The organism is Kribbella sp. NPDC054772, assembly GCF_053611945.1.
This window is the reverse complement of the sequence record NZ_JBSHBJ010000006.1, coordinates 135,831-160,016: the sequence shown is the minus strand read 5'-3', so window position 1 is coordinate 160,016 and position 24,186 is coordinate 135,831. Positions and strand designations below refer to the sequence as shown.

Here is a 24,186-nt window from a genome sequence, read left to right as displayed (position 1 = left end):
GGTGTGTTAGAGGCGGCGGGTTCGGTGGCGAGCGCTGGCTAGGCTCCGGCCGGTGACAGAAACGCGTGAGAACGAGACGGTCGGCGGACCGGCTCCGGCGCACGGACGGTTGGCGGCCTGGCTGCTGCACGACCGTCCCGCGGGGCATTCGGGACCGCATCGACCGACGCCGCATCCCACGCACCGCTGGTGGAAGGTGATGTGCCTGACCGGTGTCGACTACTTCTCGACGCTCGGGTACCAACCGGCGATCGCGGCGGCGGCGGTCGATCTGCTGTCGCCGGTCGCGACGTTGATCCTGGTGCTGCTGACGCTGCTCGGGGCGCTGCCGGTCTACCGCCGGGTGGCGGCCGAGAGCCCGCACGGCGAGGGATCGATCGCGATGCTCGACCGCCTGCTCGGCCGCTGGAAGGGCAAGCTCACGATCCTCGTGCTGCTCGGATTCATGGCGACCGACTTCATCATCACGATGACGCTGTCGGCCGCGGACGCGACGGCACACGTCGTCGAGAATCCGTATGTGCCGCACTGGCTCGAGGGCAAGGAAGTGATCATCACGATCGTCCTGCTCGCGTTGCTCGCGGGCGTTTTCCTGCGCGGTTTCGGCGAAGCGATCGGCATCGCGGTCGCCCTCGTGGTCGTCTATCTCGGACTGAATCTGGTCGTCGTCACGAATGCGCTGTGGAACGTGGTCACCGCGCCTTCGCTGGTCACGAACTGGCGCGGCATGCTGGTCACCGAACATTCGAATATCTGGGTGATGATCGGGATCTCACTGGTGGTCTTCCCGAAGCTCGCGCTCGGCCTGTCCGGGTTCGAGACCGGTGTCGCCGTGATGCCGCAGGTGGACGGTGCGGCCGGCGACGACCCCGCGCACCCGGAGACGCGGATCCGCAACACCCGCAAGCTGCTGACCACGGCCGCGCTGATCATGAGCGGCTTCCTGATCACCAGCAGCTTCACGACGATCGTGCTGATCCCCGAGGACAAGTTCAAGGACGGCGGCGAAGCGTCCGGCCGCGCCCTGGCGTACCTCGCGCACGAGCACCTCGGCAGCGTCTTCGGCACCGTGTACGACGTGAGCACCATCCTGATCCTCTGGTTCGCGGGCGCGTCGGCGATGGCCGGCCTGCTGAACATCGTGCCGCGGTACCTGCCGCGCTACGGGATGGTCCCGGACTGGGCCCGGGCGACCCGCCCACTGGTGATCGTGTTCGCGGTGATCGCGTTCGTGATCACGGTGCTGTTCAAGGCCGATGTGGAGGCGCAGGGCGGGGCGTACGCGACCGGCGTCCTGGTGCTGATCATGTCGGCGTCGATCGCGGTGACGCTGTCGGCGCGGCGCAAGGGGGAACGATTCCGCGCGGTCGGGTTCGGGGTGATCAGCCTGGTGCTGCTCTACACCACGATTGCGAACATCATCGAGCGGCCGGACGGTGTCCAGATCGCCTCGTTCTTCATCGTCGCGATCATCCTGACGTCGCTGATCTCCCGGGCGACGCGGTCGCTCGAGCTGCGTGCGACCGAGGTGCGGTTCGACGAGCAGGCGTGCCGGATCATCTCGGACGCGGCGAGTCACGGTGAGCTGCGGATCATCGCGAACGAACCGGACGATCGCGACGCCACGGAGTACCGGGAGAAGGAGGCCGAGCAGCGGGAGGTGCGGAACCTGCCGGTGGGGCCGCCGATCCTGTTCCTGGAGGTGACGTTGACGGACGCGTCGCAGTTCGAGACCGAGCTGGACGTGCGCGGCGAGGAGCGCTTCGGGTACCAGATCCTGTGCGTCGAGAGCCCCAGCGTGCCGAACGCGATCGCGGCGTTGCTGCTGAAGATCCGTGACGACTGGCAGATCATGCCGCACATCTACTTCGCCTGGGCCGAGGGCAACCCGTTGTACTTCCTGCTGCGGTACCTGATCTCGGGCGAAGACGACGTACCGCCGGTCACCCGCGAGGTGCTGCGTCGTGCCGAACCCACTCGGTCCAACCGTCCGTGGGTGCACGTCGCCTGACGGTCAGCCCTGCCGCAGTCCTCGACGGATCAAGGTGTCGAGCCGTTCCCAGGCCGGCGACGACGCGTTGAGGCTGGACTGGACGAGGTGTGGGAGGTCGGTGTCGACCGCTTGGTCGTGGAGGTCGGCGGGGTTGTAGCGGGCCAGCGACGCGGTGACGATGCGGTCGGCGAGGTCGATGAGGGACGGGTCGTCGGGGTCGAGGTCGTGGGCCTGGTCGTACGCCAGGTACAGCCGGCCGAGCTCCGGGTCTGCTTGGGCTTCGGTCTGGTCGGTGAAGTAGCGGTGTGCGGTGTCCGGGTACGTCGCGTACGTGAGGATCCACAGGTCGCGTTCCATCGCGATCCAGCGCTTAGAGAATCCGAGGTCGTCGAGCCGTTGCAGGTGCTGCTCGACCTCGGCGGGCAGGAACGGGCTGTGGCCGGCTGCCAACTGCTGGAGCCTTGTCCGTGTGCTGACCAGCCGCTCGATCCGGGCCGTCAGCTCCGTCTCCGCCGCGGTGGCCGCGGACCGGAGCTCGGCGGGGGAGGCTTCAGCGAGCTGAGCGATGGTGGCGAGCGGCAGGCCGGCCTCGGCGAGGGTGCGGATCTTGATGAGCTCGACGAGATCCTGCGCGGAGTACCGGCGGTAACCGGACGCGTCCCGCGGCGGCTCCGGGAGCAGGCCTTTGGCGTGGTAGACCCGGATCGTCTTGGTCGAGACGCCGACGTACTGCGCCAGCTGGCCGATGGTGATCACGACCCCAGCGTCTCGCACTTGACCTCTCCCCAGGGGCAACGTCGCAGGATCGGGGTATGACGAGTTTTGACCGCGAAACCCTGCGCGCCTTGGCCGACGAGGGCAACGAGCGAGCCATGGACCGCCTCGCGGACCTCGCCGACGCGCGCGACGACGTACCGGAACTGAGTGACCTGCTCGACGAGGGCTGCCAGCACGCAGGGGAGCTGCTGACGCGCCGGGCGGCCGCGACCCGCGATCTTCTCGAGCTGCAACGGATCGCCGACGCCGGCTACGACGAGGCCGCCGACGTACTCGACGGATTACTCGCGCGCGAGGACAGCTGAGCTGGATCGCGTCGGGGCCGTAGGCAACAGTGGGGGCGAAGGCCGCTTTCACAAGTATCGTGGCGGTATGAGCGTTCAGCGCCGCCCGACGATGTACGACGTTGCCGCCCTTGCCGGTGTTTCGCATCAGACCGTGTCGCGGTACCTGCGGGCCGATCCGACGGTGGGTGCGGACACGATGACGCGCATCAAGGCGGCGGTCGACGAGCTCGGGTACCGGCCGAACCTGATGGCCCGCGCGATGCGGACCCGGAGTACCGGGGTGGTCGCGATCATCCTGCCGGGGTGGTCCGGGCCGGAGCGGAGCGTGGCGGCGGCGAGCGAGGAGGCGCGGCGGCTCGGGTACGAGGTGGAGATCGTGATCGGGGTCGAGCAGACTCCGGCCGCGTTGAGCCGGCTCGCGGAGGACATCCTGGCGCGCGGTCAGGTGGACGGCGTGCTGTCGGCGACGCCGTTGATGGTGCGGGCGGCGGACGAGAAGGTCGTCGTACAGACCGAGGAGTTCGACGCGCGGCTGCGGTCGGTCGAGGCGGTGGCCGAGGACGAGGCGACGATGGACGAGATCATCGGCCGGCTGGCGGATCTCGGGCATCGCGACTTCTTCCATGCGGCCGGCCCGCAGGACTGGCTGTCGGCGCAACTGCGGCGCTCCGGTTACCTGAAGGCCTGCGAACGGCGAGGGCTGCGGTCGCACGGTGTGTACGACGGCCCGTGGGATCCCGAGACGGGTGTCGAGGCGGTGCGATCACTGCCGGACGACACCCCGGTAACCGCGGTGGTGGCGGCGAGCGACCACATCGGCGTCGGCGTCATGCACGCAGCGGTACGCCGTGGCTGGCGCGTCCCCGAGGACCTGAGCGTCACCGGATGGGACGACCTCAAGACCGTCCGCTACGGCACGCCGGCGCTCTCGACCGTGCGCGTGGACCGCGAGACCTCCGGGCGGCATGGCATGCGCCGCCTGATCGCCGCACTCCGAGGCGACCCCGACCCCGAACCGATGACCGCGGCACCCACCGAGATCCTCTTCCGCGAGACGACCGTCGCACCGCGCAGCACCACCGTCATTTCACGCCGGTGATCCAGCACCAGGTTGTTCGACGCGAGTGATTGGACGCCGGTGATCGGGAAAGGGGAGACCCGACCACCGGCGTCGTTCTAGGGGGGCGCTCACGCCGCGGTGATCACCAGCGCGCCGAGGTGCCAGAACCGGTCGGGTTCGCTGTCGAGGATGAGGTCGACGGTGCGACCGGCTGCACCGCCGTCCAGTTCGGCGTGGACCCAGGTGAAGATGCCGCCCGGGAGTTCGGGTGACGTGGCGAGCACCGTCGTACCCTCGCTGATGATCGTCGGCGGGCAGTCGGGGCCGCCATCGCCGACGAGTGCCGAGAGCTTCTGGCGTCCGGCCGGGATCCGGATGCGGAGAGTCCGTGCGGGGTAGTCGCCGACGAAGTCGCGCTGCAGGGCGTCCCACAGGCTGCCCCGGTCGCGCGGTTGCGGTCCGGTCCCGACCCACCCGAACCCACGGGCCTCGCTCCACGCCGTGTTGTTCGCGAGCCGCGTGTAGCCCGGCACCAGCGGGCTGTCCGCGGTCCCGACATCCAACGCCAGATGGCACTGCGCGGGGTCCGGGGTGATCACGAAGGTCTGATGCCGAGAACCCAACGCCATCTGACCAGGCGTGATGTCGACAGCCAGGTCCACGTGATCGGCGATCAGCGGGGGAGTCACGGGTACGTCGACACTCGCCGACTGTGCCGAGCCAACCGCGACCGTCGCCGATCCGACCTGCCAGCTCGAGTCGACCGCGTGCACGGCGGCGGTGACCGATTGATCCGCCGACGTCGCGTTGGTGACTTCCACAGCGAGTTGATTGGCACGACCACCGAAGAGCAGCCGTCCGTTCGGGTAGGCCAGTTGCACCCACCCGGAGCGGCTCGACACGGTCCGCGACCACCCGAAGAAGTACGCGACGATCGTGTCCCGCCAGCGCTCCGCCTCGATGACGTGAGCGTCGAACGTGGCCGCGACATCGGCGTACCGCGCTCGATCGACCCGCCCGGCGAGGCGTTTCCACGAGCGCTGGAACTCGAGCACCCGCTCGCACCCGTCGAAATGGCTGTCGTAAATGTGCTGAATGACGGTCTTCCCGGAACGCAGTCGATGCGTGTACGGCACCCAATGCATGAACAGCAGCAACTCGTCCGGGCAGTTCTCCAGTGAACCGTAAATGTCCTGCCAGTGCTGGGGGAGAAGCCCGGTGAATCCGGAACCAGTGGCTGCCGTCCGGTCGAAACCTGTTCCTTCGGCCGTCGAGTGGTGGGACAAATTCTGGGTGGTCGTCGGCGCCGGCTGGAAATGCCCGCCGAGCGGATAGGTCAAGTACCCCATCCCCAACGGCGACGTGTAACTCTCGTACGTCTCCCAGGACTGCAGCATGATTGCCTTGAGCACCGACCCGACCTGCCGATCGCCGCCGAAGGTCAGCTCGATCCACTCCGTGACGATCTCGTCGGCCGACAGCTTCGGGTTCCACGCCAGCCGCGCGAACCCGTGCGTGTTCGCCGCGCCGAGCTGGTACCCGGTCCAGTCCCGGTCGTCGCCGAAGTTCAGCACGCCCGCGAACCCGACGTTCGTCTGCCCGTACGCCGTCCCGTCGACGACCTCGGCCACCGTCGGCCCGCTCCCGGACCCGGTGTACGTCGGGAAGTCGAGGATCGTCTTCCATTCCGGCACCAGATAGCACAGATGCGTCGAGTGCCCGGTGTACTCCTGGGTGATCTGCAACTCGACCATCTGGTTGGTCTTCGGCAGCCCACCGAACAACGGGTTCACCGGTTCCCGCACCTGGAAGTCGATCGGCCCGTTCTTCGTCTGGACGACGGCGTTGTCGTGGAACTGCCCGTCGAGCGGATGGAAGACCCGGTACTCGTACTCCGCCCAGTCGTCGAACCCCTCATGCACGAACGACCGCCAGACCAGCCGCCCGTCGTACGGCGCGAGGCGGTCGGCGAGCATGTTGGCGCCCTCGGCATGCGTACGGCCGTAGTCGAGCGGACCGGGTTGTCCCTCGGAGTTGGCCTTCACCAGGAAGCCGCCGAAGTCCGGGATCAGCCGGTAGATCTCGTCGATCTTGTCCTGCCACCACTGCTGCACCCGCGCGGCGAGCGGATCGGCCACCTTGATCGGGTCCGGATCGCCGGCCGTCAGCGAGATCGGGCCGGCGTAGTTCGCCGAGATCCACAGCTGCACGCCCCACTTGCGCAGGAGTCCGGCGAGCGCGGCGAGACCGGGCAATCGTTCGGAGCGCAGGAACTCGACGCTGGCGTTGACGTTGTTGATGACGGTGTGGTTGATCCCGACCGAGGCGAGTGTGCGGGCGTAGTCGACGTACCGCTCGCGGAGGCCGGGGAGTTCGTCCCACACGAAGATCGACTTGCCCGCGAAGCCGCGCTCGATGGACCGGTTGAGGTTGTCCCAGTGGTTCAGCATCCGGAGCGGCGAGGCCGGGCGATCCGCTTGGTTGAGCTTCTCGAGCGGGCGTCCGAGCTGGAGATGCTGCAGGAGACGGAAGGCGCCGTACAGCGCGCCGCGTTCGCCGGCCGACGTGATCTGCACGCGGTCGGCCTGGCGCTTGATCGTGAAGCCCTCGGTGCCTTGTGGGTCGCCGGCGCTCACGGAGACGACGACCGCGCCTTTCGTGAGCTGGTCGTTCACCGGGATCGTGCGTCCGAGCAGACCGGACAGTCCGCGGGCGAGCTCCGAGCCGGCCGACTGCAGCACCGGGTGCTTGCCCTGGACACCGACGTGGGTGATCGCGGAGCGGTAGCGGTCCAGAAGGTCGCGGTCGGGGATGAGGCGGTAGCGGAGCCAGAGGTCGTAGCCGTCCTCGTCCGGCGGGACGGCGGCGGCGTGGGACGTCGTACCGGGGAGGAGACCGGCGGCGAGGGCTCCGGCTCCACCCGCGGCGAGCAGCGTTCGTCGCGTGAAGGTCATGACTGGTACGTCCTGACGTAGTCGAAGCGCGCGGTGCTGCCGGCGCCGCCCATGGAGATCAGACCGAGCTTGAGCGGTCCGGAGTCCTTGGGCAGGTTCCAGTAGCTGCCCCACTGCCAGTGCTTCCTGTCCAGGCTGGTCGCCGCCTGGAAGAGGTGCTCACCAGTCGCCGGGTTCGTCGTGTGACGCAGCCGCAGCCACATCGTGTCCGCACTCGGCCCGAGCTGGATCGCCTCAGCCCACGGCGTCGCGTCCGGACCAGGCCACAGGAACGTCTGCCGTACGGCGTTCGTGCGGGTCGGCGCGAGCTGCAACGAGTTGGTCCTGGAACCCCACGCGATCAGACCGGCGCGAGCATTACCGGTGCTCCCGGCGAACGGGAGCGAGACGCGGGTCTCGACGGTGTAGTCGCCTTGCGGTGCGTCGCGCAGGAGGACCGTGGCGAGGTTGTCTTCCTTGCTCAGGTCGTTGGCCTGCGTGTCCCAGACCAGCTGCCCGTTCTCCAGGTGGCCCTGGTTCGAGCCGGTCCACTGCCAGTTCGGATCCGCGCTGTCGAACTCGTCGCTGTAGTCCGTGAGTTCCTGGCCGAGCCGAGGATCCGGGATCTTGTGCGTGACCGGCTGGTAGAGCTGCGCGAGGCTCAGGTTGTCGCCCTGAGCGGTGCCGGTCAGGCCGAAGTTCGACGGGCCCTGCAGCGGCTTGGTCAGTGTGACGGAGAGTTCGCCGAGTGGGTTGTCGCCGAGCGCGGGCGCGACCTGGACGGTGGCCTGGTCACCGCGAGTCTCGACGCTGATCGAGTGCCAGGTGTCGTAGCGGAACCCGTTGTAGAGCTTGGTTTCCGACGTCCCGACGATCTTCCCGGCGACACGTTGCTCGACGCGCAGCGCGCCACGGGCGGGATCGAGCCAAGCGGTCGCGTACGTCGACGGTGAGTGGTAGCCGAAGACGAGTCCGGCCGGGCCGCTCGTGGTTCTGAGGTCGGCTTCGATGCGGTAGTTCGCCGAGCCGGTCTTGCTGCTGACGAGGAGCCCGGACTGATCGGCGGACTCGACGTACCCGTCGTTGGTGACCGTCCAGTTGCCGTTGACCGTGCGCCAGTCGGCGAGGTCGGTGGGCTTGCTGAACGAGCCGCCGAGCTTGGGCTCCGAGGCAGGAGCGGCTTGTGGTTGGTCGGAGGTCCATTGGCCGGCGCGGACGGTCGGCCAGCCGTTGACCCAGTCGAGGCGGTCCATCGACTGCGGGCGGCCGCCCCAGGTGTGGTCGGCGCGGATGTCGGAGTTCACCAGGTTCCACTCCTGACCGGAGCGGTCGACGGTGATCGCGTTGTGGCCGGTGGCCGTGAGCGAGTTGCCGTTGTACGAGTTCACGATCGTGCCGCCGGGCTGGTCGGCCGTCAGCGAGACCCCGTTCTCGTCGAGGAACGGGCCGACCGGAGACTTCGAGCGGCCGACGAGCAGCGGGTAGCCGCCACCGCCGACGTCGCCGATGCAGCAGCCGTAGCCCGAGTAGAACAGGTAGTACCAGGGCCCGTGCTTCGTGACCCAGGTGCCTTCACCACGCTCACCGGCGACGACCTGGCGCGATTCCCCGACGGTACTGCGGCCGTCGGCGGACAGCTTCACGACGTGGATGCCACCGCGGCGGAACGAGCCGTAGTACAGGTACTTCGTGCCGTCGTCGTCGATGAACATCATCGGGTCGATCTCCATCACCTCGCTGTCGGCGACGAAGTTCACAACCGGGTGGCCGATGTCGGTCCACGGACCGGCCGGGGTCGGCGCGGTCGCGAGGCCGATGGCGGCGCCGAGCGAGGTGGAGCCGGGGGCGGAGTAGTACATGTAGTACTGACCGTCGACGTACCGGACGTCCGGCGCCCAGTAACCCTTCTGCGGCCAGCCGGGCCACTGCGGGTGGTTCGCCTCGCTGAACGCGTCACCGAGGAACTCCCAGTGCACGAGGTCGGTCGTCTTCATCATCGGCAGCAGGTGCGCCGGACCGTGGTTGTCGGCGTTCTCGCGGGTCAGGCTGGTGTTGGTCGCGTAGGAGTACCACGCGCCGTCCTTGGCGCGGATCAGGCCGACGTCGGAGAACGCCTGCGCGACGTCCTGCATCAGCGGGTTCGTGTACGTCGCCGGCGCCGCTTGGGGTGCGGCGCTGGTCGTGAGGGTCGGGAGCAGGCTGGCCGTCACCGCTACCAGGCCGGTGACGATCAGACGCAGGGGGGCTTTTCGGGGCATGACGACGGGTCCTCACTGGGCGGGGGAGGTACCGGATTATCGATCACCCAGACAGTAAGTGATCGATAATTTGACCGCAAGACCTGACCGGACGACACGCTGTGTAGCGAAGCGGGCGTGGCGTGTGTTGCCTAGCATCGGAGGTGGTGCCGCCGAGCTGAGGAGCCCGTCGTGACTGCTGAACTCGCCCCGGCCGACCTGTCGGACCGCGCGGTGGCCGCGCGACTGCTGGTTGGCGTGGCCCACGACCTGTTCGACACACCGGTCGCGGTCGCCCCGATCCGGATCGGTTGCCGCGAAGAATCGGTCGATGGTGACGTCGAGGAGTTCCTCCGAACGCGGCTGGCCGACTGCCCGCCCTGGCTGATCACCCGGGCGCCGCGCCGGGTGTCGTGGACCGACAGCGGCGGCGTCTCGAACGTCGCGCACACCGGATCGCTCGGAGCGGTCGTGCCGATCGTGGCGCGCGAGGCGACACTCGCGCTCTGGCGAATGCTCGACACCGACCCCAGAGCGGGCGCCGACGCGTTGGAGCCCGCGGACCGGGCACTCCTCGAACGCGTGACGACGGACCGGGAACCGTTGGCGATCCTCCGGACCGGGATCGACGCGGCGGCGCGCGTCCTGGTCCAGCACGCCTACCTTGCCGAGCGGACGCCGTACGACGATCCCGCGGCCTTCGCCGGCGTACTGCGGGACAGTGGGATCTTCACGACCGTCGCGGGGACCTGGCACTGGGGTCTGCAGGCGTCGACGTACCGGCGCGGACTGATCCCGGTGCAGCTGATCAGCTTCGGTGGGCGAGTCGCGTACTCGGCGGACAGCGTGGCGGCGTTGCGCGCGATGAAGGAGGCGCGAGTGGCCGGCGCCGCGGACGGGACTGATCCGAGCGCGACGCAGTACGCGGCACTCGAGAGCGGCGAGCAGCCGCGCTGTCTCGCGCACGCGCCGCAGGTGATCGACGGTCGGCGGATCTCGCTGGTGACGCGCGTCGCCGACCGCTTCGTCGAGACCTTCACCCGGCTGCTCGACGTCGTCGAGATCGCCGACCAGGCGCCGACGGACGATGGCGAGGCGTCGGCATTCGAGGTTCCGGACATGACCTGTCAGCACTGCATCAGGACGATCACGAAAGCGGTGGCCGAGTTCGGTGTCGAGCCACCCGAGTTCGACCTGGTCAGCAAGCGCGTCACCGCGGTCTTCGCCTCGCCCGAGATCCGTGCGCGGAGTTTCGCGGCGATCCGCGCTCGCGGGTACACCGTCGTACCGCTGCCGGATTGACCGCAGGCCATGGCGATCAGGCGTGTCGCGGGAGTAGTGTGACCGAGGCCCCTCAATAAAGTTGCCGCCGACAACATGTGGCGCGGCGGCCGGTGACTGGCGGCCAGGGAGCGGTGAAGCTATGGGTCTCGCTTACGAAGTCGGTCTGGTGGCCGAGGCGGATTTCAACGCACCGTGGAACGGGCACGACACCCGGGTGCTGGTGGTCGCCGCGATCGGGATCGCGATCATCGTCGCACTGATCGTCGGGTTGAAGATGCACGCGTTTCTAGCGCTCACGATCGGCGCGCTGTTCGTCGGCCTGGGCTCCGGAATCGCCCCCGGCCTGGTCACGAAGTCGTACGAGGCCGGTGTCGGCAGCGTCCTCGGGTACGTCGGCGTGCTGATCGCGCTCGGTGCGATGGTCGGCAAGCTGCTCGCCGACTCCGGCGGTGCCGATCAGGTCGTGGACACGCTGCTGCGCGGCAGACCCGCCGCGCTGCCGTGGAAGATGGCGCTGATCGCCTTCATCATTGGTATCCCGATGTTCTTCGAGATCGGCCTGGTGCTGCTGATCCCGGTCGTCGTCCTCGCGGTACGGCGGACCGGCGCCCGCGCGATGCTGCTCGGGATTCCCGCGCTGGCCGGCCTCTCGGTGCTGCACGGCTTCGTGCCGCCGCACCCGGGTCCGCTGGCCGCGATCGGCGTACTCAAGGGCAACGTCGGTATCACGCTCGCGCTCGGTCTGCTGGTCGCGATCCCGACGGTGATCGTCGCGGGGCCGCTGTTCGGCCGGCTCGCGGCCAAGTGGGTGCCGATCGGCGCGTCCGGCGCCGCGCTCGAGGTGAGCGGCGGCGCCCCGGAGGAGGGCGCGGGCGGCACGCAGGTCCGGACGCGGACCCGGACGCCGAGTTTCACCGCGACGCTGGTCACGGTCCTGAGCCCCGTGGTGCTGATGCTGCTCAAGGCCGCGTCGGACGTCTGGATGAGCAAGGACGCCGCGCTCTTCCCGGTGCTGCAGTTCATCGGTGACCCGGTCGTCGCGCTGCTGATCGCCGTACTGCTCGCGATGTACACCTTCGGTACGTCGGTCGGCTTCGGCATCCCCGAACTGAGCAAGAAGATCGCCGCGAGCCTGCTGCCGATCGCCGGTGTGATGCTGATCGTCGGCGCCGGCGGCGGCTTCAAACAGGTCCTGGTGGACGGCGGGACCGGGACGGCGATCGCCAAGATCGCGATCGCCGCGAACCTGTCCGCGCTGCTGCTCGGCTGGATCGTCGCGGTGCTGATCCGGCTGGCGACCGGCTCCGCCACCGTCGCCACGGTGACGGCCGCGGGGATCGTGGCGCCGCTCGCGACCGGCGAGAGCGCCACGCACGTCGCGCTGATCGTGCTCGCCATCGGGGCCGGCTCGTTGTTCTTCTCGCACGTGAACGACGCCGGCTTCTGGCTGGTCAAGGAGTACTTCGGGATGACCGTTGGCGAGACCATCAAGACCTGGTCGGTGATGGAGACCATCATCTCGGTGATGGGTCTCGGGCTGACGCTGCTGTTGTCAGCCTTCTTGTGACGGGTCGAGGACGAAGCCGTAGCTCACCGACTCACCAGTGCCGGTGGGCTTCGGGTCCAGCACCAGCTCCGGCTTGACCGCCGAGGCGATGTCGTCGTCGTTGTGCTCGTCGCCCGAGAAGTACAGCTGCGCGGTGAGCTGCTCGTGGCCGGGCGCCGTGACCTTGACGTGCAGGTGGGCGGGCCGCCACGCGTGCCAGCCGGCCGCGTCGATCAGCCGACCGCACGCGCCCTCGGTCGGGATCTGGTACGGCGCCGGCCGGACCGTGTGGACCTCGAACGCGCCCTGCTCGTCGGCCGTGAAGGTCGCCCGCAGGTTCCACTCCGGCAGGCCCGGGGCGAACTGCGAGTAGAACCCGTCGCTGTCGGCGTGCCACAACTCGATCGTGGCGCCTGCGAGCGGTGAACTGTCGGTCGACGTGACCTGACCGGTCCAGGTCAGCGCGACACCGCCTTCGTCAGGGCGCATCGGTACGGCACCGTGCGAGCCCTGGCCGGGCGCGTCCGGGACGTAGTACGGGCCCTCGATGGTGCCCTTGCTGCCCTGCCGGTGCTCGGTCGCGACCTCCTCGATCACGTGCTCGACCCAGACGTCCAGGAACAGCGGCCACTCGCCGTCGTCGCCGACCTTGATCAGCCACGCCTTGAGCGCGTTGTACTCGTCGTAGGTCACCTTGTTCCGGCGGATGGTCGCGTGGATCCCGTCGAGGACCTCGCGGGCCAGCAGGTCGACGCGTTCCTTGGGAACCTGCGAGCCCATGGTCTTGTCCGACTTGAACCGCTCGGTGGCGGAGGCGCCGGATGCGGCGGCGGCAGCAGTTTCGGTCATCATCAGCTCCTGTCCTGGCGGTAGCGCGCCAGTTTGTCCGGGTCGATCTCGACGCCGAGCCCGGCGCCGGGGCGGACGGCCAGCGTGCCGTCGCAGATCTGCAACGGTTCGGTCAGCAGGTCGTCGCTCATGTCGAGGAAGTTGGACAGCTCGCCGGCCCGCTGCGTGGTGAGCCGGAACGCCGAACCGAAGGCGACCGTGCACATCGTGCCGAGCTGTCCGTCGATCTGGTTGCCCATCACGACCTCCACACCGAGGCCCTCGGCGAGGTGATGGACACGTTGCGAGTAGGTGAATCCGGTGCGCGCGGTCTTGATGCTGACCGCGGTCGCCGCGCCGCCGAGGATCTCCCGCGTCACGTCGGCCGGCGTGACGGCGGACTCGTCGGCGATGAACGGTACGTCGCACTGCCCGACCAGCCAGCGCCGTCCGAGCACGTCGTCGGCCGGGCACAGCTCCTCGGCGAACAGCAACCCGAGGTCGGCCATCTCATGCATCGCGCGGGCGGCGATCGAGGCCGACCAGCCACGGTTGCCGTCGACGTACAACTCGACGTCGTCGCCGAGCCCTTCGCGCAGCGCCCGCACCACAGCGGTGTCGAGCTGGTACGGCGTCCGTCCGACCTTCACCTTGAAGGTGCGGACGCCGTACTGGTCCCGGATTCGTTCGGCCTCGGCGACCATTGCGGCGGGTTCGTCGAACCCGAGCATGTGCGAGACCCGCATCCGATCGGAGTAGCCGCCGAGCAGTTCTGTGACGGGGACGTCCAAGCTTCGGCCGAGCGCGTCCCAGACCGCCATGTCGACGGCCGACTTGGCGACCGGGTTGCCGACCGTGCGGTTGAGGCGAGCCATGATCGTCTCGCGTTCGAGCAGGCTGGTGCCGACGATCGCGGGCGCGAAGAGCTGTTCGATGACCGCGATCACGCCGGCCTGCGTCTCGCCGTACGTGAAGGGGCGCGGGGGAGCCTCGGCGATGCCGACGACGCCGTCGTCGGTGTGCACGCGGACCAGGACGTGCTGGGCGACCTCGACGGATCCGCTCGCGAAGTACAGCGGCTTGCGGTACGGGATCGCGAAGGGGATCGCTTCGATCGCGGTGATCTTCATCGGGGCACCTCCTGTGCATCTTCTTGGGCATCTTCTTGGGCATCTGCTTGATCAGAGTTGAAGAGGCCGGCGCCGTCGAGCTCGGCGAGGACGGAACGGACGAGCGGTGAGGACTCGTCGCGGCGCCAGGCCAGCGCGAGCTCGATCGAGCCGGCGCCGTCGACCTCCCGGAACACCACGCCGTCGAGCGGGACGGCCCGGACCGATCCGGGGACGAGCGCCACGCCGAGCCCGGCGGCGATCAGCGGCAGCAGTACGGCGGTGCCAGGCGCCTCGTGCTCGCGGCGCGGCGTGAAACCCGCCTCCTGGCAGACCCGCTGCACCGCGTCGTTCACCGCGGAGTTCTTCGACGAGTAGAAGACGAACGGCTCGGTCGCGAGGTCGGTGACCGCGATCTCGGGCTCTTCGGCGAGCCGGTGATCGACGGACAGTGCGAGCACGAGCGGCTCGATCTCGATGGTGCGGACCTCCAGGTCGCCGCCGGGCAGCGGCGGCCGGAGAACGGCGAGATCCAGGCTCCCGTTCTGCAGGCCCTCGGTCTGCGCGGGGGTGAGCATGTCGGCGTGCACCTCGAGCGCCACATCCGGAAGGCGGTTCTGCAGGATGCGGGCGAAGCGTGGGAGTTGCGTGAAGGCCGCCGTACCGGTGAAGCCGACTCTGATCAGGCCGCGGTGGCCGTCGGCGACCCGGCGTACCCCGCTCACCGCGTCGTCGAGTTGCTGGAGGATGCGGCGGGCCTCGTCGTGGAAGAACTCGCCGGCCGGGGTGAGCCGGACCTGGCGGGTCGTCCGGGTGAGGAGGACGGCGCCGAGCTCGGCCTCGAGCTGGCGGATCGCCTGGGAGAGCGCGGGCTGCGCCATGTGCAGCCGCTCGGCCGCCTGCCCGAAGTGACAGGTCTCGGCCACGGCCGCGAAGTACCGCAAGTGGCGCAGTTCCATCGCTCGTCCTCCGGGTCTGCTGATGGGTGGATCGGGTGGATTGATTCACCGTAGATACGAATATTGAGTCAGGACAAGTACTCATTTCGGACGGATTGATCGGCAGTGCTTATTAATGCCTGCCTGGGTCAGGACTAGGCAGTGCCCTGGTGCCGGTCGTGTTCCGCTGCTGCCACGTTCTCCCTGCAGGTCCTGTCCAGCGCAGTTCGTCATCACCGCGACGCCAATCTCTTGGTCGTTCTCGGCGCCTCGCGGGAGCTGGAGGTTCGAGAGGCTGAGCACCGGTTGACCCTGGAACCGTTGACCGCGGGCGAGGTTGTGCTGCTCGCGGAGGCTCGTGGGGTGTGCCTGTCGGCTCGCGTGGCTGAACGGTTGCGCGTGCACACGGGCGGCCTGCCAGGTGCCGGCACGGCCTTGCTCGACGAGCTGCCGCGCGAGGTGTGGGACGAGGCAGAGCCAGTCCTGCCAGCGCCTGCGGAGGTCGTGGCGCGCGTACGGGAGGCGATGGGCAGTCTGTCGGCCGCGGCTCGGCGCTTGGTCCAAACCGTCGGCGTGGTGGGAGATCCAGAGCCGTTGAGCGTGGCCGCCGACCAGGCGGAGCTTGCGGGTGACGTGTGGGGCTTGGTCGACGAGGCGGAGCGAGCCGGGCTCATCGTTGTGTCCGGCGTACCCGGGGCGCAGCTCGTCCAGCCGGCTGATCCGATGGTCGCAGCTGCGGTACGGGCGGAGCTCGGGCGGCAGCGCACGGTGGAGATTCACCGGGCAGCGGCCGCGACGGCGACCGATCCAGCGGTGCGTCTGCGGCACCTCGTGGCGGCCGCGACAGGACCGGATGCCGAGCTCGCGGGTGAACTAGCCGCGCTGGCGGAGGACTGTGCTGCACAAGGCGAGTGGGGGAAGGCGGCAGCCCTGCTGACCGCGTCCAGCCGGATGACCGAGGATCGACTGCTGCGCGAGGCACGGCTGACGAGTGCCGTCGATGCGCTCCTCGGCGCCGGTGACGGACCGGGTGCGCGCGCGTTGATCCCCGCGATCGAGAGCCTCCGGGAGACGCCGCTGCGCAACGCCGTCCTCGGCTATCTCGCGATTCTCCGCGGCCGGGGCGCCGAGGCGGAGGTCTGGCTCGCGCGGGCCTGGGAGCTGACCAACGTCGAGCGATCGCCCGAGGTCGGCGCCGCGATCGCCCAGCGCTACGTCCTGCACTCGCTGGCTCGTTGCCATTGGCAAGAGCTCGTCACGTGGGCGGACCGGGCGCTCGAGCTGGCCGACCTGAGCGAGCCCGCCGGCGTCGAGGCGGCTGCTATTCGCGGACTCGGTCTGGTCGCGCGCGGCGAGTCCGCTGCGGCGCGGGCGACGTACGCCGATCTCACCGAGCAGGTGCGGCTCGGTGCGCAGGTGCAGCGGGTACGACTCGGCGCGGGCTGGCTGCAGCTCGCGCTCGACGACGTGGAGGCCGCGCGGGCGGAGCTGGAGAGCGCGGTGCCGACCGGCGTGCTCGGCGGGTCCGCGCGGATCTCGCTGTGGGCGAGTGCCTGGCTCGGCCGCACGCAGTTCCTGCTGGGTGAATGGGACCGCGCGCTGGACACCTGCACCGCCGCGGAGCCGCTGCTTCGCAGGAGCGAGATCGAGCTGACCGGCCCGATCATGGCCTACGCCACCGCCCTGATCGCCCTCAACAGGTACGACTACGCTGAAGCCGTTCTGAGTGCGCACGAGGAACGTGCCCGCGATCATCCCTCGGTCGTCGCGCGGCTCGCCCGTACCCGTGGTCGCCTCCAAGCCGCGCTCGGGAACCTCGACGCCGCCTGGGACTCGTTCGACCGTGCCCTGTCCGCGCTCGAGGATTCGCCGCTCCGCTTCGATCGCGCCCGGGTCGAGTTCGCCTACGGCCAGGCGCTCCGTCGCGCGGGCAAACGACGCCAGGCAAGCTCGTACCTCTCGTCGGCCCGCGAGGTCTTCGAGGCTCTCCGCGCCACCACGTACGTCGCCCGCTGCGACCGCGAACTCAACGCCGGTGGCTCCCGAACCGAACGTCGTACCGCGGATCTGACCCCGCAGGAGCAGACCATCACGGGCCTCGTCGCCACCGGATTGTCGAACCGTGAGGTCGCCGCCCAGCTCTTCCTGTCCACCAAGACCGTCCAGTACCACCTGACGCGCGTCTACGCGAAGCTCGGCATCTCCACCCGCGCCGAACTCGCCGCACTGCACGGCGCGGCCAACGAGAAGCACTCCTGAAGGACGTCAGGCGATGCGGCCGAGTTGCCTCGTGAGGTCGCGGACCGCCTGGAGGAAGGCCTCGGAGAACGTCGGGAACGGCTGGATCACGTCGAGCAGGACGGGCAGCGGCACCTTGGCCCGGACCGCCAGCGTCGCTTGCTGCAGCCATTCACCGGCTTCCGGACCAACGGCGTACGCACCCGTGAGCACCGAACCGTCGGACACCAGCGTGAGGAACCCAGGTTGCGTGTCGTAGGACCGCAGGTACGTCGAGGTTCGCGGCACGCCGGCGAGCTGGATCGTGCTCGTGTAGGCACCATCCGCCGCACCGACGGACGCCGCCTGCGGGTAGCAGTACACGACGCGGGGGACGGCCGCGTAGTCCGCCGTCCGTGGGGTCCCGAGGATGTTGCTCGCCGCCACGCGCCCCTGGTACTCGCCGACATGCGTCAACTGCCACAACCCGGTCACGTCCCCGATCGCCCAGATCCCCGGCGCGGCCTGGAGTTGCTCGTCGACCGGGATACCACGCGGGTTGGCCTCGATCCCGACCGTCTCCAGCCCGATCCCGTCGACCCGCGGCCGCCGCCCGGTCGCGACCAGCACCCGGTCGCCCTCGACCTGCGTCCCGTCACTGAGATCGATGACGTACGACGATCCCGCGAGCTGCACCCGCTCCGCCCCGATGCCGACCCGAACGTCCACACCGTCGGCGCTCAGCGCGACCCCGATCGCCTCGCCGACCGCGGCGGGCTCCCGCGGCATCAGGTGCTCGCTCATCTCGATCAGTGTCACGTGCGAACCCATCTGCGCCATCGCCTGACTCATCTCCACGCCAGTCGCGCCGCCACCGAGCACCAGCAGCCGACCCGGTACGTCGACCAGCCCGGTCACGTCGCGATTCGTCCACACCCCCGGTAGCTCCCGGAGCCCGGGTACGGGCGGGATGATCGGGTCCGCGCCGCACGCGATCACGACGGCGTCGGTGCTGTACGTGCGATCGTCGACCGCGACGGTGTGCGGACCCGCGAGCCGGCCATGACCCCGTAGTACCTCGATGCCGGCGCTCTTGGCCCACGACACCTGGCCGGCGTCGTCGTAGCTCGACACCATGAAGTCCCGCCACCCCAAGGCAGCCGGTACGTCGAGGGCGCCGGTCACCGCCTCGCGGGCGCCCGGCGCGTCGAGCGCCTCCGCCAGCGCCTCGCCCGGCCGCAGCAGGGTCTTCGAAGGAATGCAGGCCCAGTACGAGCACTCGCCACCGAGCAGTTCACGCTCGACGACGGCGACGCGGGCACCGCCCTTGGCCAATGTCGCTGCGCAGTGTTCGCCTGGCGCGCCGGCGCCGAGGACGATCACGTCATAGTCCCTGCCTGTCTCCCCAGCCATCGCGTGCTCCTTCCGCCGAGCTGATCGGCTCACCCTCAGGCTGCCGCGGGGGCCGCGCCGGTTGGGCCAGTGAGTGTCCCTGGTCTGCGGCGACCAGTGAGCGTCACCGGGGCCAACCCGGGGCGCGCGGGCGGATCGTGGACCAGACAGCACGGCCACGACGGCAGCCACCACACGGAGGCGGGAATGGAATTCCTGGTCACGATGACCACGCACGTGCCCGACGGCGTCACCGAGGCCGAAGTAGCCGAAGTACGTGCTCGGGAGGCCGCCCAATCCGCCGAGCTGGCCGCGCAGGGACGGGTCAAACGACTCTGGCGTCCGCCGTTGGCGCCGGGGGAGTGGCGCACGATCGGCCTGTTCGACGCGGACGACGCGGCCCACCTGGAGAAGGTTCTGGCCTCGATGCCGCTGCGGATCTGGCGCACCGACGACGTCCTCCCGCTGACCCCGCACCCCAACGATCCCGGCGCTCGGGCATGACCGCGCAGGACGACGAACCCACGGTCACCGGCGGAGCGTCGTACGGCGGCACGGGGAATGGCGGCATGGGGTATGGCGGCACGGGGGTCGCGTTGCGCGGGCGGGCCGGCGGGCTGCTCGTGGCCGCGACGGTGCTGGCGTCGATGGTCGGCTTCATCGACGCGTACATGATCAACGTCGCGATCCCGGCGATCGGGCGCGATCTGGGAACCGGGGTCAGCGGCCTGCAATGGATCCTGACGGGCTACCTGGTGACGGTCGCCTCGTTGCTGTTGCTGGCCGGCGCGCTGGCCGATCACTTCGGCTGGCGCCGGCTGCTCGTCGTCGGCCTGCTCGTCATGGTGGTCGCGTCGCTGTGCTGTGCGGCGGCACCGAACGTCGAGGCGCTGATCGCCGCGCGGGTCGTGCAGGGCGCGGGGGGAGCCATGGTCGTGCCGAGCAGCCTGGCGCTGCTCAACGGCACTCTGCGCCCGGAGGACCGCGCGAAGGGCATCGGCGTCTGGGCGGGCCTGTCGACTCTCGGTACGACGCTCGGCCCGTACGGCGGGGGTTGGCTGGTGGACCACGCGTCCTGGCGCTACGTGTTCCTGCTGAACGTGCCACTGATCGTCGCCGCGTTGTGGGTACTTCGCGGCGTACCGGAAGTCAGCCGCCCGCGGCGCCCGCTGTCGCTGGATCTCGCGGGGGCCGTGCTGGCTGTCGTCGGGTTGGGTGGCGTGATCTATGCGCTCACCGCGGGTCCCGCGTCGGGCTGGGCGAGCCCCGTCGTACTCGTGTCCGCAGTGGTTGGCGTGGCCTGCTTGGCGGCGCTGGTTCCAGTGGAGCAACGGCGGTCGGCGCCGATGCTGCGGACGGCGCTCTTCCGGATCAGACAGTTCGTGGCCATCAACGCCGCGACGATCCTGTTCTACGGCGCACTCTCGGCGGCCAGCTACCTCGTCGTACTGCACTGTCAGCTGACGCTCGGCTACAGCGCGACCGCGGCCGGGGCGGCCCTGATCCCGGAGTCGGCGGTCTTCCTGCTCGTGTCGCCGTTCGTCGGCGGCCTCGTCGCCCGGGTCGGTGTCCGCCTGCCGATGACCCTCGGCATCCTCATCGTGGCCGGCGGCTTCGCCTGGCTGTCGGCCGCGAGCCCCGGTCAGAGTTACACCCAGGCGATCCTCCCGGGCGCGCTGCTCTGGGGTCTCGGCATCGGCCTGACCGTCGCCCCCCTCACCGCCGGCGTCCTCGCCGCGGTCGACGACGCGGATCTCGGCGAGGCGTCGGCGATCAACGACGCCGCCTCACGCGTCGGCGGTGTGGTGCTGATCGCGCTGATCCCGGCGCTGCTCGGTGTCGGCGGCTCGGACGACCTCGCGCAACCGCTCGCCGACCGGTACCAGGTCGCGATGCTCGTGATGGCGGCCCTCAGCGTCGTCGCCGCCGCGATCACCTTCGGGTACGTCGCCCGCGGCCGCCCGTCCACCATCCAGCTGCCGGCGACTCCGCGCGTGCACGGGTGCGCGGTACCCGTGACAACCTGATCTGAACAGACCTGACGGAAGGGGAGAGGACGATGACCGAGAGTCTTGAGGGGCAGGTCGTGGTGGTGCTCGGCGGCAGTTCGGGCATCGGTCTGTCGACGGCCCAGCAGGCGCGCGCGGCCGGCGCGCGGGTGATCCTCGCCGGCCGCAACCAGGAGCGCCTCGACAAGGCCGTCGCCGACGTAGGCGCCGAGCGCGGCGTGGCGCTGGACCTGGCCGACCCGGCCCAGGTCGAGCAGCTCTTCGCGGGGCTGCCCGATCGGCTCGACCACATTCTGGTGAGCGGTAGCGGGCCCTGCTACGCGCCGATCGCGGAGATGGACCTCGACGAGGTGCAGCGCAACATCGACGAACATCTCGTCGGATCGCTACGCATCGCGAGACTGTGCATCGGCCGGGTGCGTGCGGGCGGCTCGCTCACGTTCATCAGCGGCACCGGTGCCCGGCGCCCCGGAGTCGGCCTCGTCCTGGCCGCCATCGGTACGGCGGCGTTGTCCGCGATCGTCGCGAACGCCGCGCTCGAGATCGCCCCGATCAGGGTGAACACGGTCGCGGCCGGCTTCGTCGACACGCCACTGTCCGCCAGGCTGCTAGGGGACCAGCTCGAGGAGCGCCGCGCGAACCTGCGAGCCACGCTGCCGATCCGGCGCGTCGTCGGCCCGGACGACGTCGCCGACCTGATCCTGCACCTGATGACCAACGGTGCGCTGACAGGTGCGACGTACGACGTCGACGGAGGCCAACAGTTGGTGCCGGGCTAACCGATCGCCGCCTCGTAGCCTGCCTCGGGCAGCGCCTCCCGCAACTGCCGACGAGAGCTGATGGAGAGCTTGTCGAAGATCTTGCGAAGGTGCCATTCGACCGTGCGCGGGCTGAGGAACAGCCGACTGCCGACTTCAGGGTTCGACAGCCCGTCGCGAACGAGTAAGGCGATCTGCAGTTCCTGTGAGGTGAGCTCGTCGCCTGCCGTCGGCGCGGCCGCTCGTTTGCGGACGGTCTCGCCGGTCGCCTGCAGTTCGCGACGTGCGCGCTCGGTGAACGCTTCCATGCCGATCGACGAGAACAGGTCGTAGGCGCTGCGCAACTCGGTGCGGGCCTCACCTCGTCGAGTCTTCCGCCGGAGCCATTCGCCGTACAGGAGGTGGGCGCGGGCCAGGTCGGGGCGCAGCCGGGTCGGTGTCAGCTGTTCGATCGATTCCAGGTACGCCGTCTCGTCGGCGTGCACCAGTCCGCGCGCGCGAGCTTCGATTCCGCGGCCCCAGGCCTCGTCGGTGTCGCCCGTCTTGTCCTGCAGCCGTTCCAGTGCGGCGACCGCCTCGCGCTGTCGTCCGCTGCGGACGGCGGCTTCGATCTGCTCGCTCAACGCCCAGGAGGACACGAACAGCTCTGGTGTGTCCTCGCTCGCCATCGTTGCCCACAGCAACGCTTCGTCGTGCCGGCTGAGCCCGTTCAGGACGATCGACCGCGCCCAGCGCGCGTACTGGACCGCCGTACCCTGCCCCTCGGCGGTGCCGCTGGCGATCGCGTCGTCGATCAGCGGGAACGCCTCGTCCGGTCGCCCGCGGAGCCCGGTCAGCACCAGTGCGCCGTACGGCCCGACGTGGGTGCCGGTCGCCTCCCGGACCGCGTCGGCCTCGGCGCGCAGCGAGGTCGCGTCCGCGAAGTCGCCGGCGATCGCGATCACCTGCCCGAGCACGTTCACGCCGACCGCCAGTACGGCGAGCGCGCCGGCGCTGCGGGCGGTTTCGACTTGGCGGGTGGCGGTGGCGAGGCAGGCCTCGAAGTCCCACGCGGTCGCGGCCGCCGCGGTGGCCAGCCATCCCCAGCGCAGTACCTCCTCGGTCGTCGCGTCCGCCCCGCCGAACGCGACCGCGGCCTCCTTCAGCATCGGCACCGCCGGCTCGCGCCCCTCGGCGAACAGCAGCGCGAACCCGTCCAGCAGTACGTCGGAACTTCGCGGCACCGTCCCGGCTCGCGGAGCCTCCCGCGCGGCCAGCGAGACCTCGCGCAGCCCCACCACCTCGGCCATTTGCCCGGCGAACAACGCGGCGCTCCAGGCATCGAGGTAGGTGTCGCGAGCCAGTCGCCGGTCGAGCGGTTCGAGGGTCCGGGCGGCGCGTAGCAGGAGACCCGGCGCGTCCCGACCGCGTTGCTGTGCGAACGCTGCCTCGGCGCGGAGCAGGTCGATCCGCGCGCGGCCGAGATCGTCCAGGTGTCCGGCCTCGGCGGTGGCGAGCAGCGCCCACGCCGTACCGAAGGCTCCGGCCTGCAGGCTGGCGTGCGCTCCGGCGAGCGCGCGTTCGGTCCGGCGTACCGGATCTCGGGTCAGCGCGACGGCCCGCTGCAGGAAGGCGGCCGCCGCGGCGAACCCGCCGCGGGCCTGGGCGCGGTCGGCCGAGCGTTCCAGCTCGCGGGCCACTTCCTCGTCCGGCCCCGACGCGGCCGCGGCGAGGTGCCAGGCGCGTCGGTCCGGATCGGCGGCCGAGTCCGTCGCGTCCGCCAGCGCCAGGTGTACGGCGCGCCGCTCGGTCGCGGACGCCGACCCGTAGAGGGCCGACCGGACGAGCGGGTGCCGGAAAGTGACCCGTTCACCCAGCGACAGCAGTCCCTCGATCTCGGCGAACACCGCGTCGATGCCGAGCTGGTCGGCGGCGCGGCGTACGAGGACCGGATCACCCACCGGTTCGGCCGCGGCGACGAGCAGCAATTGCCGGATCGGCGCCGGCAGCGTGTCGGCCTGCCGGAGGAAGCTCTGCTCGATCTGGCCGGGCAGACCCTGTCCGGTGAGCAGGCCGAACCCGGCCGCGAGCTGCGTCGCCGTCAGGCCGCGCGGCAGCTCGAGCAGGGCGAGTGGATTGCCGCCGGTCTCGGCCACCAGACGGTCGCGGATCGGCTCGTCGAGCAAGAACTCGACCGCGGACCCGAGCAACGCACGCGCGTCGTCGGCGGGCAGCCCGTCGACCTCGAGCTCCGGCAGACCGTGCAGCTCGACGCCGACCTCGCGCGCGCCGAACAAGAGTCCGACGGCCTCCGCGCCGACCCGCCGGGCGACGAAGCCGAGCGTCTGCGCGGTCGCCGTGTCGAGCCACTGCGCATCGTCGACGACCACCAGTACCGGCTGTTCTTCGGCGAGATCCGAGATCAGGCTGAGCACCGCGAGTCCGACCATGAAACGGTCCGGCGCCGGGCCTGGAGCCAGCCCGAACACGGTCGCGAGCGCCCGACGCTGTGGTTCGGGAATCCGGGGCAGCCGGTCGAGCAGCGGCACGCACAACTGGTGCAGTGCCGCGAACACCAGCTCCATCTCGGACTGGACGCCGACCGCCCGCAGCGTGAACAGCTCCGGCGCGGACTCGGTCGCGTGGTGCAGCAGCGCGCTCTTCCCGACCCCGGCCTCGCCTCGGACGACGAGCACCCGGCTGGTACCGCTACGAACGTCGGACAGTAACCGATCGAGAACGGCCCGTTCCGAGCGCCGGCCAAGCAGTCTCGATCCCCGTGCTCGTCCCGCGTCCAGGCCGCGGAATCCGCTGCCACGTTCCACCCGTCCGCCGCCTT

17 protein-coding genes are annotated in these 24,186 nt (G+C 69.9%); 9 read left to right on the top strand and 8 right to left on the bottom strand.

The genetic code is table 11. The annotated features are described in order from the left end of the window. Window positions 1–52 precede the first annotated feature (52 nt). Window positions 53–2,011 (top strand): amino acid transporter, encoded by a 1,959-nt coding sequence (locus ACWGID_RS12920; protein ID WP_452196626.1) that lies wholly within the window; start codon window positions 53–55, stop codon window positions 2,009–2,011. Between the two features lie 3 nt (window positions 2,012–2,014). On the opposite strand, the gene ACWGID_RS12915 is transcribed toward ACWGID_RS12920, so the two are convergent. Continuing rightward, window positions 2,015–2,767 carry a MerR family transcriptional regulator gene (locus ACWGID_RS12915; RefSeq protein WP_452196625.1) on the bottom strand — a complete coding sequence of 251 codons (753 nt, stop codon included), beginning with the start codon at window positions 2,765–2,767 and terminating at the stop codon, window positions 2,015–2,017. 38 nt (window positions 2,768–2,805) lie between these two features. Between ACWGID_RS12915 and ACWGID_RS12910 the strand changes: the two genes are divergently transcribed. Both ACWGID_RS12910 and ACWGID_RS12905 read left to right on the top strand, forming a co-directional pair. Continuing rightward, entirely contained in the window at window positions 2,806–3,075 is a 270-nt protein-coding gene (locus ACWGID_RS12910) for a hypothetical protein (RefSeq protein WP_452196624.1), read from the top strand. Between the two features lie 67 nt (window positions 3,076–3,142). Continuing rightward, a complete protein-coding gene (locus tag ACWGID_RS12905; RefSeq protein ID WP_452196623.1) occupies window positions 3,143–4,156 on the top strand; it encodes a LacI family DNA-binding transcriptional regulator in 1,014 nt (337 codons plus the stop codon). Between the two features lie 89 nt (window positions 4,157–4,245). On the opposite strand, the gene ACWGID_RS12900 is transcribed toward ACWGID_RS12905, so the two are convergent. Further along, window positions 4,246–7,071, bottom strand: coding sequence for an alpha-glucuronidase family glycosyl hydrolase (locus tag ACWGID_RS12900; RefSeq protein WP_452196622.1), 2,826 nt, complete (start codon window positions 7,069–7,071; stop codon window positions 4,246–4,248). Then, complete coding sequence (locus ACWGID_RS12895) at window positions 7,068–9,308, bottom strand: family 43 glycosylhydrolase (protein ID WP_452196621.1); 2,241 nt, start codon at window positions 9,306–9,308, stop codon at window positions 7,068–7,070. Before ACWGID_RS12895 ends, ACWGID_RS12900 begins: the two co-directional genes overlap by 4 nt. Before the next feature lie 171 nt (window positions 9,309–9,479). Here ACWGID_RS12895 and ACWGID_RS12890 point away from each other — a divergent pair, with 171 nt between their 5' ends. Further along, window positions 9,480–10,589, top strand: a complete 1,110-nt coding sequence (locus ACWGID_RS12890) for a heavy-metal-associated domain-containing protein (RefSeq protein WP_452196620.1) — start codon at window positions 9,480–9,482, stop codon at window positions 10,587–10,589. 121 nt (window positions 10,590–10,710) lie between these two features. Further along, window positions 10,711–12,138 carry a GntT/GntP/DsdX family permease gene (locus ACWGID_RS12885; RefSeq protein WP_452196619.1) on the top strand — a complete coding sequence of 476 codons (1,428 nt, stop codon included), beginning with the start codon at window positions 10,711–10,713 and terminating at the stop codon, window positions 12,136–12,138. Here ACWGID_RS12885 and catA read toward each other — a convergent pair. Genes catA through ACWGID_RS12870 form a run of 3 tightly spaced genes read right to left on the bottom strand, consistent with a single transcriptional unit; the run spans window position 12,124 to window position 15,013 of the window. Then, window positions 12,124–12,966 carry a catechol 1,2-dioxygenase gene (gene catA / locus ACWGID_RS12880; RefSeq protein WP_452196618.1) on the bottom strand — a complete coding sequence of 281 codons (843 nt, stop codon included), beginning with the start codon at window positions 12,964–12,966 and terminating at the stop codon, window positions 12,124–12,126. The two genes, ACWGID_RS12885 and catA, sit on opposite strands and share 15 nt — an antisense overlap. A 2-nt stretch (window positions 12,967–12,968) precedes the next feature. After that, window positions 12,969–14,075: a mandelate racemase/muconate lactonizing enzyme family protein gene (locus ACWGID_RS12875; protein WP_452196617.1), complete on the bottom strand. Its 1,107-nt coding sequence runs from the start codon at window positions 14,073–14,075 to the stop codon at window positions 12,969–12,971. Beyond that, window positions 14,072–15,013, bottom strand: a complete 942-nt coding sequence (locus ACWGID_RS12870; RefSeq protein WP_452196616.1) for a LysR substrate-binding domain-containing protein — start codon at window positions 15,011–15,013, stop codon at window positions 14,072–14,074. Before ACWGID_RS12870 ends, ACWGID_RS12875 begins: the two co-directional genes overlap by 4 nt. 300 nt (window positions 15,014–15,313) lie before the next feature. Between ACWGID_RS12870 and ACWGID_RS12865 the strand changes: the two genes are divergently transcribed. Then, window positions 15,314–17,251 (top strand): LuxR C-terminal-related transcriptional regulator, encoded by a 1,938-nt coding sequence (locus tag ACWGID_RS12865; RefSeq protein ID WP_452196615.1) that lies wholly within the window; start codon window positions 15,314–15,316, stop codon window positions 17,249–17,251. 6 nt (window positions 17,252–17,257) lie between these two features. On the opposite strand, the gene ACWGID_RS12860 is transcribed toward ACWGID_RS12865, so the two are convergent. Next, window positions 17,258–18,622, bottom strand: coding sequence for a dihydrolipoyl dehydrogenase family protein (locus ACWGID_RS12860; protein WP_452196614.1), 1,365 nt, complete (start codon window positions 18,620–18,622; stop codon window positions 17,258–17,260). A gap of 186 nt (window positions 18,623–18,808) precedes the next feature. On the opposite strand from ACWGID_RS12860, the gene ACWGID_RS12855 reads away from it, so the two are divergent. From ACWGID_RS12855 to ACWGID_RS12845, 3 genes are read left to right on the top strand one after another with little or no spacing between them, the layout of a single operon-like run. Beyond that, the gene (locus ACWGID_RS12855) at window positions 18,809–19,105 is read left to right on the top strand and encodes a muconolactone Delta-isomerase family protein (protein ID WP_452196613.1); all 297 of its coding nucleotides are present in this window, start codon (window positions 18,809–18,811) and stop codon (window positions 19,103–19,105) included. Beyond that, window positions 19,102–20,628, top strand: coding sequence for a DHA2 family efflux MFS transporter permease subunit (locus ACWGID_RS12850; RefSeq protein WP_452196612.1), 1,527 nt, complete (start codon window positions 19,102–19,104; stop codon window positions 20,626–20,628). The genes ACWGID_RS12855 and ACWGID_RS12850 overlap by 4 nt, the downstream gene beginning before the upstream one ends. A 32-nt stretch (window positions 20,629–20,660) precedes the next feature. Then, window positions 20,661–21,389, top strand: a complete 729-nt coding sequence (locus ACWGID_RS12845; RefSeq protein ID WP_452196611.1) for an SDR family oxidoreductase — start codon at window positions 20,661–20,663, stop codon at window positions 21,387–21,389. On the opposite strand, the gene ACWGID_RS12840 is transcribed toward ACWGID_RS12845, so the two are convergent. Further along, window positions 21,386–24,172 carry an ATP-binding protein gene (locus ACWGID_RS12840; protein WP_452196610.1) on the bottom strand — a complete coding sequence of 929 codons (2,787 nt, stop codon included), beginning with the start codon at window positions 24,170–24,172 and terminating at the stop codon, window positions 21,386–21,388. The genes ACWGID_RS12845 and ACWGID_RS12840 overlap by 4 nt on opposite strands. Between the last annotated feature and the right edge of the window lie 14 nt (window positions 24,173–24,186).

Excerpts from the sequence above, each read along its gene's own strand:
- ACWGID_RS12910 (WP_452196624.1), top strand. The coding sequence starts at position 2,806 with ATGACGAGTTTTGACCGCGAAACCCTGCGCGCCTTGGCCGACGAGGGC.
- ACWGID_RS12905 (WP_452196623.1), top strand. The coding sequence starts at position 3,143 with ATGAGCGTTCAGCGCCGCCCGACGATGTACGACGTTGCCGCCCTTGCC.
- ACWGID_RS12900 (WP_452196622.1), bottom strand. The coding sequence starts at position 7,071 with ATGACCTTCACGCGACGAACGCTGCTCGCCGCGGGTGGAGCCGGAGCC.
- ACWGID_RS12895 (WP_452196621.1), bottom strand. The coding sequence starts at position 9,308 with ATGCCCCGAAAAGCCCCCCTGCGTCTGATCGTCACCGGCCTGGTAGCG.
- ACWGID_RS12885 (WP_452196619.1), top strand. The coding sequence starts at position 10,711 with ATGGGTCTCGCTTACGAAGTCGGTCTGGTGGCCGAGGCGGATTTCAAC.
- catA (WP_452196618.1), bottom strand. The coding sequence starts at position 12,966 with ATGACCGAAACTGCTGCCGCCGCCGCATCCGGCGCCTCCGCCACCGAG.
- ACWGID_RS12875 (WP_452196617.1), bottom strand. The coding sequence starts at position 14,075 with ATGAAGATCACCGCGATCGAAGCGATCCCCTTCGCGATCCCGTACCGC.
- ACWGID_RS12870 (WP_452196616.1), bottom strand. The coding sequence starts at position 15,013 with ATGGAACTGCGCCACTTGCGGTACTTCGCGGCCGTGGCCGAGACCTGT.
- ACWGID_RS12860 (WP_452196614.1), bottom strand. The coding sequence starts at position 18,622 with ATGGCTGGGGAGACAGGCAGGGACTATGACGTGATCGTCCTCGGCGCC.
- ACWGID_RS12855 (WP_452196613.1), top strand. The coding sequence starts at position 18,809 with ATGGAATTCCTGGTCACGATGACCACGCACGTGCCCGACGGCGTCACC.
- ACWGID_RS12850 (WP_452196612.1), top strand. The coding sequence starts at position 19,102 with ATGACCGCGCAGGACGACGAACCCACGGTCACCGGCGGAGCGTCGTAC.
- ACWGID_RS12845 (WP_452196611.1), top strand. The coding sequence starts at position 20,661 with ATGACCGAGAGTCTTGAGGGGCAGGTCGTGGTGGTGCTCGGCGGCAGT.